This window comes from uncultured Ramlibacter sp. (genome assembly GCF_936925435.1).
Lineage (GTDB): Bacteria > Pseudomonadota > Gammaproteobacteria > Burkholderiales > Burkholderiaceae_C > Ramlibacter.
On the sequence record NZ_CAKZHQ010000020.1, the window covers coordinates 1 to 12,831 of the forward strand.

Consider the following 12,831-nt stretch of genomic DNA (forward strand, 5'->3'; position numbering starts at 1 on the left):
CTTCATCGTCCCCATTTCGCTGGCGATCCTGATTGGCCTCTTTGCGGTCCAGTCGCGTGGAACGGGCGCAGTCGCCCGCTTCTTCGGCCCGATCACCGCGGTCTGGTTCATTGTCATGGCAGCCGGCGGCATCTACCATATCTTCGATGATGTCGGCATCTTCGCCGCCTTCAATCCCTGGTATGCCGCGTCCTTCCTGGTGCGCGAAGGCTTCCTCGGCATCGTCGTGCTCGGCGCCGTTTTCCTGACGGTGACAGGTGCGGAAGCCCTTTACGCTGACCTTGGCCATTTCGGACGCAAGCCCATTCAGCTGGCCTGGTTCGCGCTGGTCTTCCCGGCACTTGTCCTGAATTATCTCGGCCAGGGCGCCTTGGTCCTGAGCGACCCCTCGACGGCCTCAGATCCCTTCTTTCTGATGTTCCCGTCCTGGGCGCTGCTGCCGATCGTGATCCTCGCGACCTTCGCCACGATCATCGCCAGTCAGGCGGTCATCACCGGCGCCTTCTCGGTGGCCGCCCAGGCCGCCCAGCTCGCCCAGTCCGGCAGCGCACCGGAGCCCCTGCAGGCCCTGGGTTACGGGCAGCGCGTGGCGCGTGCCGACCTGCCCCGCTTCGAAGCCCAGATGCGCGCCAGCGGCCAGCCCGGCTACCGCGTCTTCGACCGCCTGGACGCCCCACCCGGCCTGCTGGCGCAGGACAGCCACGTCAAGGTCGACATGGTGTTCCTGCTCACGCGCGGCGTGCCGCGGCGCGTGCTGGCCATCTTCACGGCTGAACCCTCTGACTCACCGCGGCTGGCCGACGAACTGCCCTTCTTCGAAACGGGCCTGCGCGTGGCCGTGTTCCCCGACTGGGAAACGCTGCCCTACGACACCTTCAGCCCGCACCAGGACCTGATCAGCGAGCGCCTGGCCACGCTGTGGCGCATCTCGCAAAAGGACAAGGACACCGGCGCCGACGTGGTCATCGTGCCGGCCACCACCGCCTTGTACCGGGTGGCGCCGCCCTCGTTCCTGGCCGGCTACACCTTCGAGTTCAAGGTCAAGCAAAAGCTGGAAGAAGCCAAGCTCAAGGCCCAGCTCACCCTGGCCGGCTACAGCCATGTGACCCAGGTGGTCAGCCCCGGCGAGTACGCGGTGCGCGGCGGCCTCATCGACCTGTTCCCCATGGGTTCGCTCGTGCCCTTCCGGGTCGACCTGTTCGACGACGAGATCGATTCCATCCGCACCTTCGATCCCGACAGCCAGCGCAGCCTGTACCCGGTGCCCGAGGTGCGGCTGCTGCCGGGCCGCGAGTTTCCGATGGACGACGACGCCCGCAGCAAATTCCGCCGGCGCTGGCGCGAGCGGCTCGAAGGCGACCCGACCAAGAGCCGGATCTACAAGGACATGGGTGCCGGCGTGGCCACGGCCGGCATCGAGTACTACCTGCCGCTGTTCTTCGACGAAACGGCCACCGTCTTCGACTACCTGGGCACCGAAGCCACCGTGGTCCTGCACGGCGACCTGGAGCCGGCTTTCCAGCGCTTCTGGACCGACACCAAGGAGCGCTACCGGCTGGCCCAGGGCGACCCCGAACGTCCCGTCATCGCCCCTGAGGCCCTGTTTCTCTCGGCCGAGCAGTTTTATGGCCGCGCCAACGAGCACGCCCAGCTGGCCATCCGGCCCGGCGTGGCCGACATCGAAGACAGCGCCCTGTTCCAGAAGCTCGACGAGCTGACGGTGGTGCGCGGCGCCGAGGACCCGCTGGCCAGGCTCAAAGCCCACCTGCGCAACACGGCGCACCGCGTGCTGCTGCTGGCCGAAAGCGATGGCCGGCGCGAAAGCCTGCTGGACTTTCTGCGCGCCAGCCAGCTGTCGCCGCCGGCCTTCGACTCGCTGGCCGAGTTCCAGGCCAGCCCCGAGATGCTGGGCATCGCCACCGCCGGCCTGGCCCAGGGCTTTTGCTGGCTGGAAGAAGGCCTGGACCTGGTCACCGAGACCGAGCTGTTCTCCACCGGCCCTAGCGGCCGCCGCCGCCGCAGGCAGGAGCAGGTCAGCGACGTCGAGGCCCTGATCAAGGACTTGTCGGAGCTGAACGTGGGCGACCCGGTGGTCCATGCAGCCCACGGCATCGGCCGCTACAAGGGCCTGGTCAACATGGACCTGGGCCAGGGCTCGAGCGAATTTCTGCATCTCGAGTACGCCGACAAGGCGATCCTCTACGTGCCGGTGGCGCAGCTGCACCAGATCAGCCGCTACACCGGCGTCTCGGCCGACGAGGCGCCGCTGCACAAGCTGGGCTCGGGCCAGTGGGAAAAAGCCAGGCGCAAGGCCGCCGAGCAGGTGCGCGACACCGCGGCGGAGCTGCTGAACATCTACGCGCGCCGCGCGGCGCGGCAAGGCCATGCCTTCCGCTTCTCGGCGCAGGACTACGAGATCTTTGCCAACGACTTCGGCTTTGAAGAGACGCCCGACCAGAAGGGCGCGATCCACGCCGTCATCCAGGACATGGTCTCGCCCCAGCCCATGGACCGCCTGGTCTGCGGCGATGTGGGCTTTGGCAAGACCGAGGTCGCCCTGCGCGCGGCCTTCGTGGCCGTGACCGGCGGCAAGCAGGTGGCCTTCCTGGCGCCCACCACCTTGCTGGCCGAGCAGCACTACCAGACCCTGGTCGACCGCTTCGGCAAGTGGCCGGTCAAGGTGGCCGAGGTCTCGCGCTTCCGCTCGGCCAAGGAGGTGACGGCCTCGCTCAAGGGCCTGGCCGACGGCACCGTCGACATCGTGGTCGGCACGCACAAGCTGCTGTCGGAGTCGACCAAGTTCAAGAACCTGGGCCTGCTGATCATCGACGAGGAGCACCGCTTCGGTGTGCGCCACAAGGAGGCGATGAAGGCCTTGCGCGCCGAGGTCGACGTGCTGACGCTGACGGCCACGCCCATCCCCCGCACCCTGGGCATGGCGCTGGAAGGCCTGCGCGACCTGTCGGTGATCGCCACCGCGCCGCAACGCCGCCTGGCCATCAAGACCTTTGTGCGCGACGAGGGCAACGGCGTGATCCGCGAGGCCGTGCTGCGCGAATTGAAGCGCGGCGGCCAGGTCTACTTCCTGCACAACGAGGTGGAGACCATCGAGAACCGGCGCCTGCGGCTGGAGGAGCTCCTGCCCGAGGCGCGCATCGCCGTGGCCCATGGCCAGATGCCCGAGCGCGACCTGGAACACGTGATGCGCGACTTCGTGGCCCAGCGCTACAACATGCTGCTGTGCTCCACCATCATCGAGACCGGCATCGACGTGCCGACAGCCAACACCATCGTCATCAGCCGCGCCGACAAGTTCGGCCTGGCGCAGCTGCATCAACTCAGAGGTCGGGTCGGCCGCAGCCACCACCAGGCCTATGCCTACCTGATGGTGCCGGACAAGGAAAGCCTGACCAAGCAGGCCGGCCAGAGGCTGGACGCCATCCAGCAGATGGAGGAGCTGGGCTCGGGCTTTTACCTGGCCATGCATGACCTGGAGATCCGCGGCGCCGGCGAGGTGCTGGGCGACAACCAGAGCGGCAACATGCTGGAGATCGGCTTCCAGATGTACAACGAGATGCTGGCCGAGGCCGTGCGCTCCCTGAAGGAGGGCAAGGAGCCCGACCTGCTGGCGCCGCTGTCGGTGGCCACCGACATCAACCTGCACGCCCCCGCCCTGCTGCCAGACGACTACTGCGGCGACGTGCACCTGCGGCTGTCGTTCTACAAGAAGCTGGCCACGGCCAAGAACCCGGACCAGATCGACGCCCTGCTCGAAGAGATCGTCGACCGCTTCGGCAAGCTGCCGCCCCAGGCGCAGAACCTGATCGACGTGCACCGCCTGCGCGTGCTGGCCCGGCCTTACGGCGTGGTGAAGGTCGATGCCGCGCCCGGCGTCATCACCATCACCTTCAAGGCCAACCCGCCGGTGGACCCGATGCGCATCATCGAGCTGGTGCAGAAGAACAAGCACATCCGCCTGGCCGGCAACGAAAAGCTGCGCATCGAGCGCGAGATCAAGGAGCCCAAGGACAGGGCCCAGTTCGTGCGCGACGTGCTGCGTTCCCTCGGCCAACCCAAGCTGGCGCAGCCCGCATGAACGGCAATCGCTCCTCTTTTCATAGCATCCCAGGTCCATTGGACGGGAGCTAGAGGCCTACTCTCTTCGTAAAATTGCCAAATGACCGTTCCCACCGACTTTGCCCCCGGCCTGGCCATCCAGGGTTTCACGCCGCCCCTGCGCCTGCAGGACTTCAAGCTGATCGCCTTCGACATGGACTCGACGCTGATCAACATCGAGTGCGTGGACGAGATCGCCGACGCCGCCGGCCGCAAGCAAGAAGTGGCGGCCATCACCGAAGCCGCGATGCGCGGCGAGATCACCGACTACAAGGAGAGCCTGCGCCAGCGCGTGGCCCTGCTGCGCGGCGTGACGGTGGCCCACATGGAAGAAGTGCTGACCCAGCGCCTGCAACTGAACCCCGGCGCCGCCGACCTGGTGAAAGCCTGCAAGGCCGCCGGACTGAAAGTGCTGCTGGTCTCGGGCGGCTTCACCTACTTCACCGACCATGTGCGCGCCCTGCTGGGCATCGACTACACCCGCTCCAACGTGCTGGAGATCGAGTCCGGCCCCAACTGCGGCCAGCTGACCGGCCGCATGGTGGACCAGGACTGGGGCGACATCTGCGACGGCGAGGAAAAACGCAAGATGCTGCTGGCCACCTGCGCCCAACTGGGCATCGATCCCAAGCAATCCATCGCCATGGGCGACGGCGCCAACGACCTCCCCATGATGTCCGTCGCCGGCCTCTCCGTGGCCTACCACGCGAAGCCGAAGGTGCGCGAGCAGGCGATGGTGGCGATCAACTCTGGTGGTTTGGACCGGCTGCTGGAAGTCGTGCGGGCCTAGTCCCGTCATCCCCAAGCAGGTGACGCGCCGCGTCATCCCCGCGGAGGCGGGGACCCAGGGCTTCCATCCCCGTTCGGGCTGAGTCTGTCGAAGCCCCTTCGCTTGCAGACATCTCAGCCCGCGCCGGCCGGTGTCCGGGCTGCGGCCTACGGTCATCGTGCCGCCTGCCGGCGGCATTCCCTGTGACGCCCGGAAAACGCACCGCGCTCTCCGGACCCACCTGTGCCGGTCGCCGGCGCATGCCCAAAGGCCGCAGCCCGGACACCGGCCGACGCCGGATCGGCGGTGGTGGCGGGCTTGCGATGGTCCTTGGCAGATAGGAATGGACTCGGCGCAGGCTGGACAAGCGGCCGACCCAAGCGCCCCGCAGCCCGCCCGCATGCGGCTTGGCGACCGAGGTTGGCGTGGCGTCAGTGCACATCGCGCCAGCTTTTGCTTGCCGGGTTTGGTGGGGCAATTTATAACTGGATGAATTTCTGGCGCCGGGGCGCAAAGCCAAGCCAGAAGCCACTTGAGGAGGAAATCCGTGTCCAGATTAGGCCGCAGCCGCCAATTTAAACCGCAGGTTTTGCGGCAGACATTACGTTAGACCTCACAGGAGCTCACCATCTTGATTTACGCCAGCGAGGTTCTGTGATCGAGCTGCGAGAGGATGACTTTGCTGTAGCGGGCTCGCTCCTCGATGAGCTTCACGTCGGACCAGCGATTGCTGGCGCCGTTCTATCGGGCCACACCAGAGGAAAAGTTTTTCTCCGGAGGCCTGCTGACCCCTCGGTCGGTTTCTTCTATGACAATGGCTTCTGCGTACTTGCTGGCGCCGTAGCCGATGCTGAATTCGCGCACGCCTGCCTGAACTGGCTGTATAGCCACCTGGAGCAGGACTTCTTCATCCTGTACCCGGGTCACGAGCGCTGGGTTCCGGTACTGGACTCGCTCGCTACGGCGCCGGTAAAGAAAGTAGAGCGCATCGGCTATGAGTTCGACGCAGGCACATTCCTCGGTCAGCGTGCGCCGCAAGTGCTTTCAGAGAACTTCACACTGGCCAAGCTGGACGCCGCACTTATGCGCGATGTGGCGGACACTTCGTACCCGTGGATTCGCGGAACGTGGAAGTCAGAAGAGGAGTTTGAACGAAATGGACTCGGATTCTGCGTACTCACGCGAGGGCGTGTTGTGAGTCTTTGCTACTCCGTCTTTGTGAGTGGATCACACCGGGAGATCGACATACTTACGCTGGAGCCGTACAAGAGGCAAGGGATGGCGAGAGCAGTCGCTTCGGCTTACATTCAGGAATGCTTGGGTCGAGGGCTGCAGCCTGGATGGGATTGCTTCAAAGACAACCGTGCTTCAGGACAATTGGCCCAAGCTCTGGGATTCATTCCAAGCATTGAATTCCCTGTCTATTCTTGGCAACGAGTGGGGAGGGCTGACGGTGAGGTCTAACAAGTCACTCGACACGGACGTGGAGCTTGCATCGCTTTAGTTGACACTTCGCTTCACAGTACGGCCGCTTCTGAATTCATAGCACGAGAAGTCCATTTCCCGGGGGCTACAGTCCAATTCGTCTCTGAAACGGCGCCCAGAAGGCATCCACCAAGCCGCGTGCGTGCGTGCGGGTTGCGAATCGCAAGCCAGCCACCACCGCCGATCCGGCGCCGGCCGGTGTCCGGGCTGCGGCCTTTGGGCATGCGCCGGCGACCGGCACCGGTTTAATCAAAGAATGAAGACACGTTTCCCGGGCGTCACAGGGAATGCCGCCGGCAGGCGGCACGATGACCGTAGGCCGCAGCCCGGACACCGGCCGGCGCAGGCACGGGTGAGAGCCTGCGAGGAAGGGCTTCGACAAGCTCAGCCCGAACGGGTAGTCGCCCCGGCCCGAACGGATGGTCGGCCCGGCCCGAACGGGGCTGGGTCAGAAAGCCGAAATGCCAGTCTGCGCGCGCCCCAGGATCAGGGCGTGGATATCGTGCGTGCCTTCGTAGGTGTTGACGACTTCCAGGTTGACCATGTGGCGGGCCACGCCGAACTCGTCGCTGATGCCGTTGCCGCCCATCATGTCGCGCGCCAGGCGGGCGATGTCCAGGGCCTTGCCGCAGGAGTTGCGCTTCATGATGGAGGTGATCTCCACGGCAGCCGTGCCCTCGTCCTTCATGCGGCCCAGGCGCAGGCAGCCTTGCAGGCCCAGGGTGATCTCGGTCTGCATGTCGGCCAGCTTCTTTTGCACCAGCTGGTTGGCCGCCAGCGGCTTGCCGAACTGCTTGCGGTCCAGCACGTACTGCCGGGCGCGGTGCCAGCAGTCCTCGGCCGCGCCCAGCGCGCCCCAGGCGATGCCGTAGCGGGCGCTGTTCAGGCAGGTGAAGGGGCCCTTGAGGCCGCGCACCTCGGGGAAGGCGTTCTCTTCCGGGCAGAACACTTCATCGAGCACGATCTCGCCGGTGATGGAGGCGCGCAGGCCCACCTTGCCGTGGATGGCGGGGGCGCTCAGGCCCTTCCAGCCCTTCTCCAGCACGAAGCCGCGGATCGAGCCTTCGTCGTCCTTGGCCCACACGACAAACACGTCGGCGATCGGGCTGTTGGTGATCCACATCTTGGCGCCGCTGATCTTGTAGCCACCGTCGACCTTCTTGGCCCGCGTGATCATGCTGTTGGGGTCCGAGCCGTGGTTCGGCTCAGTCAGGCCGAAGCAGCCGATCCACTCGCCGCTGGCCAGCTTGGGCAGGTACTTCTGCTTGGTCGCTTCGTTGGCAAATTCATTGATCGGCACCATCACCAGGGAGGACTGCACGCTCATCATCGAGCGGTAACCGGAATCCACACGTTCCACCTCGCGCGCCACCAGGCCGTAGCAGACGTAGTTCAGGCCGGCGCCACCGTACTGCTCGGGGATGGTCGCGCCCAGCAGGCCCAGCGAACCCATCTCGCGGAAGATGGCGGCGTCGGTGGTTTCGTTGCGGAAGGCCAGTGTCACGCGTGGCAGAAGCTTTTCCTGGCAGTAGGCGGCGGCGGCATCGCGCACCTGGCGCTCGTCGTCGGTCAGTTGCTGGTCCAGCAGCAGCGGGTCGTCCCAATGGAAGGCGGCTTTGGAAGAAGAGGCCATGAGAATTCAGTCCTTGTGTGCGTTCAGTCAGGCAAGACGGCAGTGCATTCAATTTCGACCTTGGCGCGGTCCTCGATCAAGGCCCTGACTTCCACGGCGGTCATGGCGGCGTTGTAGCTGCCGATGATCTCGCGGAAGGCGGCGCCGATCTCGCGGCCGGCGGCGAGGTATTCGCGCTTGTCCGTCACGTACCAGGTCATGCGGACGATATTCTCGCCCTTGCCGCCGGCCTGGCGCAGCACGTCGGCGACATTCTTGAGTGCCTGGATGGCCTGCACTGCAAAATCGTCGCTGTGGAAGACGCCCTGCTCATCCCAGCCGATCATGCCGGCGATAAACAGCATGCGGCCCTGCGCCACCACGCCGTTCGAATAGCCCTTGGGCCGGGGCCAGCCCTCGGGCAGGATCACTTGTGCGTTCATTGCTTGTCTCCCAGTTGCTTGAGCAGTTCGCGGGCGATGATCAGTTGCTGCACCTCGGTCGCGCCTTCGTAGATGCGCAGGGACCGGATCTCGCGGTACAGGCGCTCCACCATGTTGCCGCTGACCACGCCCATGCCGCCGAAGATCTGCACTGCCGCGTCGATGACCTGTTGCGCGCCCTCGGTGGCAGCCAGCTTGGCCATGGCGGCTTCCTTGGTCACGGCCTTGCCCTGGTCGCGCTGCCATGCTGCCCGGTAGACCAGCAGGGCGGCGCTGTCGATGGTGGTGGCCATGGTCGCCAGCTTGGCTTGCGTCAGCTGAAAGTCGGCCAGGGTCTGGTTGAACATCTTGCGGGTGGTGGCCCGCTCCAGGGCCTCGTCCATGGCGCGACGGGCAAAGCCCAGTGCCGCGGCCGCCACCGAGGTGCGGAACACGTCCAGGGTGCGCATCGCCACCTTGAAGCCCTCGCCTGCCGCACCGATGCGGTTGGCCAGCGGTACCTTGCAGTCGGTGAAACGCAGGCGGGCCAGGGGGTGCGGCGCGATCACCTCGATGCGCTCGGCGATCTCGAAGCCGGGCGTACCGGCATCGACGATGAAGGCCGAGATGCCGCGTGGACCCGGCGCCTCGCCGGTGCGGGCGAAGACCACGTAGAAGTCGGCGATGCCGCCATTGGAGATCCAGGTCTTCTCGCCGTTGAGGATGACCTGGTCGCCCTCGATGTGGGCCGTGCACTGCAGGGCCGCCACGTCGGAGCCGGCCTCGGGCTCGGACAGGGCAAAGGCTGCAATCGCCTCGCCGCGCTGCACGCGGCCCAGGTAACGTTCTTTTTGTTCGGGCGTGCCTTGCAGGCTGATGGCGCCAGAGCCCAGGCCTTGCATGGCAAAGGCGAAGTCGGCCAGGCCGTTGTGGCGGGCCAGGGTCTCGCGGATCAGGCAGATGGCGCGGGTGTCGATGGCCTCGCCGCCCTCCCCCGCCACGGCGTGCTGGAGCCAGCCGGCGGTGCCCAGTTGCTTGACCAGCTTGCGACATTCCGCGTCGACATCGCTGCCATGGGCATGGGCAACGTGCTGCGCCGCCCAGGCGTCGAGTTCGCGCTGCAGCGCGCCGTGCCGTTCCTCGAGGAACGGCCAGTCCAGGTAAGAGGTGTCGGCCATCTCAGTTGCCTTGAAAAACGGGTTTTTGCTTGGCGACAAACGCTTCGTAAGCGCGGTTGAAGTCTTCGGTCAGCATGCAAATCGCCTGGGCCTGGGCTTCGGCCTCGATGGCCTGCTCGATGGTCATGGCCCATTCCTGGTGCAGCATGGTCTTGGTGATGCCATTGGCAAAGCTCGGCCCTTGCGCCAGATCCAGCGCCAGCTTTTGCGCTTCGGCCAGCACAGCATCGGGTTCGCAGATGCGGTTGAAGAAACCCCAGCGCTCGCCCTCCTCGCCGCCCAGGGAGCGACCGGTGTAGAGCAGTTCACTGGCCCGGCCCTGGCCGATGATGCGCGGCAGGATGGCACAGGCGCCCATGTCGCAGCCGGCCAGGCCGACGCGGTTGAACAAAAAGGCTGTCTTGCTGCGCGCCGTGCCCAGGCGCAGGTCGGAGGCCATGGCGACGATGGCACCGGCGCCGGCGCAGACGCCGTCAATGGCGGCCACGATGGGCTGCGGGCAGGCACGCATGGTCTTGACCAAGTCGCCCGTCATGCGGGTGAACATCAGCAGCTCGGGCGCGGGCAGCTTGACCAGGGGGCCGATGATCTCGTGCACGTCGCCGCCGGAGCAGAAATTGCCGCCGGCACCGGTGACCACCACCGCATGCACGTCGGTCGCGTACTTCAGGCGGCCGAACAGGTCGCGCAGTTCGGCGTAGGAATCAAAAGTCAGCGGGTTCTTGCGCTCGGGGCGGTTCAGGGTGACCGTGCCCACGCCGTCCTTGACCTCCCACAGAAAGTGTTCGGCCTTGTGGCCGGCCAGTTGCTGGCGGTTGCCTGCTGCCAGCTGCGGGTCGAGTTGCTTGCTTGTCATTGTGTCTCCTCGGGATTGCGGACGGGCGCAGCGGCCATGGCCTTCTCGCGCTCCAGGTTGCGTTCCAGCTGGCTCTTGCCGCTGATGTACTGCTTGGGCCAGGCAGCGCCGGTGTAGCCGATCTTCGCCGCTTCCAGCAGGGTCCAGGAGGGCGATGCCAGATGCGGCCGTGCCACGGCGCAGAGGTCGGCGCGGCCGGCGGCGATGATGCTATTGACCTGGTCGGCGTCCGATATGGCGCCGACGGCGATGGTGGGAATGCCGGCCTCGTTGCGGATGCGGTCGGCAAACGGCGTCTGAAACATGCGGCCATAGACCGGCTTTTGCTGCTTGCTGACTTGGCCCGAGGAGCAGTCGATCATGTCGGCGCCAGCCGCCTTGAAGGCCCGCGCGATCTCCACCGCGTCGTCCGGCGTGATGCCGCCCTCCACCCAGTCATGCGCCGAGATGCGCACCGACATGGGCTTGTCCTGCGGCCAGGCGGCGCGCATGGCGGCAAAGACCTCCAGCGGGTAGCGCAGGCGATTGGCCAGCGCGCCGCCGTAGGCATCGGTGCGCTGGTTGGTCAGGGGCGAGATGAAGCTGGAGAGCAGGTAGCCGTGGGCGCAGTGCAGTTCCAGCCAATCAAAGCCGGCCTGCGCCGCCAGTTGCGTGCTGCGCACGAAGTCCTCGCGCACACTGTCCATGTCCTGGCGCGTCATGGCCTTGGACCAGTGGCTGATGCCATCCAGGTACTGCTGGGGCGATGCCGAGAGCAAAGCCCAGTTGCCCGAGGCCAGAGGTTTGTCCTCCCCGCCCTCCCAGGGCAGGCCGGTCGAGCCCTTGGCACCGGCGTGGCCTAACTGCATGGCGATCTTCGCGTCGCTGTTGGCGTGGACGAAATCGACCACGCGCTTCCAGCCCTGCATCTGCTCCTGGTTCCACAGGCCGGGGCAGCCGGGCGTGATGCGGGCGTCGGCCGAGGTGCAGGTCATCTCCGCCACCACCATGCCAGCGCCGCCCATGGCGCGCGCGCCCAGGTGCACCAGGTGGTAGTCGGCCGGTTGGCCGTCCACGCAGGAGTACTGCGCCATCGGCGACACGACGACACGGTTCTTCAGCGTGACGCCGCGCACCGTGTAGGGGGTGAACATGGGTGGCACACCCGGCTTGCCAGCCAGCCAGTCCTCATAGCCTTCCACAAAGGCCTTGTCGCGCAGGCGCAGGTTCTCGTGGCTGATGCGCTGGCTGCGGGTGAGCAATGAATAGGCAAACTGCTCGGGCGGCAGGCCGGCATAGCGTTCCACGTTCTCGAACCACTCGGTGGAGTTGCGTGCCGCGTTCTGGATCTTGAGCACCTCGACGCTGCGCAGAGCCTGGTAGTCCCGCAGCGCGCCGTCCAGATCACCGGGGTGCTTGGCGATGCTGCGCGCCAGCTCGATCGCATCTTCCAGCGCCAGCTTGGTGCCCGAGCCGATGGAGAAATGCGCTGTGTGGGCGGCGTCGCCCATCAGAACCACCGGCTGCTTGCCGTTGTGGTGGACCCAGGTCTTGCAGATCACGCGGGGGAAGCGGATCCATTGGGCCGAGCCGCGCAGATGGCTGGCGTTGGACATCAGCTTGTGGCCGTCCAGCGTGGAGGCAAAGAGCTTCTCGCACCAGGCGATGGCGTCTTCCTTCTCCATGCTCTCCAGGCCAGCCTTGCGCCAGACCTCTTCCGGCGCCTCGACGATGAAGGTGGAGGTGTCTGCATCGAACTGGTAGGCATGGGCCTGGAACCAGCCGTGCTCGGTCTCTTCCAGGGCGAAAGTGAAGGCGTCGAACTTCTTGTGCGTGCCCAGCCAGACAAAGCGGCACTGGCGCAGGTCAACGTCGGGCTGGTAGCTGGCGGCGTACTTGCTGCGGATGCGGCTGTTCAGGCCGTCGCAGGCGATGATGAGGTCGGCATCCGGGTACTGCTCGTCGCCTTGCACATCGGTCTCGAACACCAGCTGGACGCCCAGCTCCTCGCAGCGTGCCTGCAGGATGTTGAGCAGGCGCTTGCGGCCTATGCCGCAGAAACCGTGGCCGCCCGAGACCATCTTGTGGCCGCGGATGTTGACCTCGATGTCGTCCCAGTGGTTGAAGGCGTCCAGGATCTGCTCCGCCGTCTGCGGGTCGGCCGCCTGCAGATTGCCCAGGGTCTGGTCGGAGAACACCACGCCCCAGCCGAAGGTGTCGTAGGGCTTGTTGCGCTCGACCACCGTGACCTGGTGGGCCGGGTTCTGCTTCTTCATCAGCAGCGCGAAATACAGGCCCGAGGGGCCGCCGCCAATGCAGACGATGTTCATGCGCGCTCCAAAAAAGTACCGACCTATATATTTTAGGCTTAAAGCATCTGGGCGGCAAAGAATTCGTCACAAATGAGCTGGACG

General features: G+C 65.7%; 8 protein-coding genes. 3 read left to right on the forward strand and 5 right to left on the reverse strand.

The annotated features are described in order from the left end of the window. From mfd to Q0632_RS09645, 3 genes are all read left to right on the forward strand, one after another. On the forward strand, positions 1–4,096 hold a 4,096-nt coding region (gene mfd, locus Q0632_RS09635; RefSeq protein ID WP_298928073.1), incomplete at its 5' end, for a transcription-repair coupling factor. 81 nt (positions 4,097–4,177) lie between these two features. Then, positions 4,178–4,906: a phosphoserine phosphatase SerB gene (serB, locus tag Q0632_RS09640; protein ID WP_298928076.1), complete on the forward strand. Its 729-nt coding sequence runs from the start codon at positions 4,178–4,180 to the stop codon at positions 4,904–4,906. 633 nt (positions 4,907–5,539) lie between these two features. Next, complete coding sequence (locus Q0632_RS09645; protein ID WP_298928079.1) at positions 5,540–6,349, forward strand: GNAT family N-acetyltransferase; 810 nt, start codon at positions 5,540–5,542, stop codon at positions 6,347–6,349. Positions 6,350–6,818: 469 nt separating this feature from the next. Here Q0632_RS09645 and Q0632_RS09650 read toward each other — a convergent pair whose 3' ends face one another. Genes Q0632_RS09650 through Q0632_RS09670 form a run of 5 tightly spaced genes read right to left on the reverse strand, consistent with a single transcriptional unit; the run spans position 6,819 to position 12,747 of the window. After that, positions 6,819–8,003: an acyl-CoA dehydrogenase gene (locus tag Q0632_RS09650; RefSeq protein WP_298928082.1), complete on the reverse strand. Its 1,185-nt coding sequence runs from the start codon at positions 8,001–8,003 to the stop codon at positions 6,819–6,821. Between the two features lie 23 nt (positions 8,004–8,026). Continuing rightward, entirely contained in the window at positions 8,027–8,425 is a 399-nt protein-coding gene (locus tag Q0632_RS09655) for a RidA family protein (RefSeq protein WP_298928085.1), read from the reverse strand. Beyond that, positions 8,422–9,582 (reverse strand): acyl-CoA dehydrogenase family protein, encoded by a 1,161-nt coding sequence (locus Q0632_RS09660; protein WP_298928090.1) that lies wholly within the window; start codon positions 9,580–9,582, stop codon positions 8,422–8,424. Before Q0632_RS09660 ends, Q0632_RS09655 begins: the two co-directional genes overlap by 4 nt. A gap of 1 nt (position 9,583) precedes the next feature. Beyond that, the gene (locus Q0632_RS09665) at positions 9,584–10,438 is read right to left on the reverse strand and encodes an enoyl-CoA hydratase family protein (protein WP_298928094.1); all 855 of its coding nucleotides are present in this window, start codon (positions 10,436–10,438) and stop codon (positions 9,584–9,586) included. Further along, complete coding sequence (locus Q0632_RS09670) at positions 10,435–12,747, reverse strand: bifunctional salicylyl-CoA 5-hydroxylase/oxidoreductase (protein ID WP_298928097.1); 2,313 nt, start codon at positions 12,745–12,747, stop codon at positions 10,435–10,437. The genes Q0632_RS09665 and Q0632_RS09670 overlap by 4 nt, the downstream gene beginning before the upstream one ends. Positions 12,748–12,831 lie beyond the last annotated feature (84 nt).

Excerpts from the sequence above, each read along its gene's own strand:
- serB (WP_298928076.1), top strand. The coding sequence starts at position 4,178 with ATGACCGTTCCCACCGACTTTGCCCCCGGCCTGGCCATCCAGGGTTTC.
- Q0632_RS09650 (WP_298928082.1), bottom strand. The coding sequence starts at position 8,003 with ATGGCCTCTTCTTCCAAAGCCGCCTTCCATTGGGACGACCCGCTGCTG.
- Q0632_RS09655 (WP_298928085.1), bottom strand. The coding sequence starts at position 8,425 with ATGAACGCACAAGTGATCCTGCCCGAGGGCTGGCCCCGGCCCAAGGGC.
- Q0632_RS09660 (WP_298928090.1), bottom strand. The coding sequence starts at position 9,582 with ATGGCCGACACCTCTTACCTGGACTGGCCGTTCCTCGAGGAACGGCAC.
- Q0632_RS09665 (WP_298928094.1), bottom strand. The coding sequence starts at position 10,438 with ATGACAAGCAAGCAACTCGACCCGCAGCTGGCAGCAGGCAACCGCCAG.
- Q0632_RS09670 (WP_298928097.1), bottom strand. The coding sequence starts at position 12,747 with ATGAACATCGTCTGCATTGGCGGCGGCCCCTCGGGCCTGTATTTCGCG.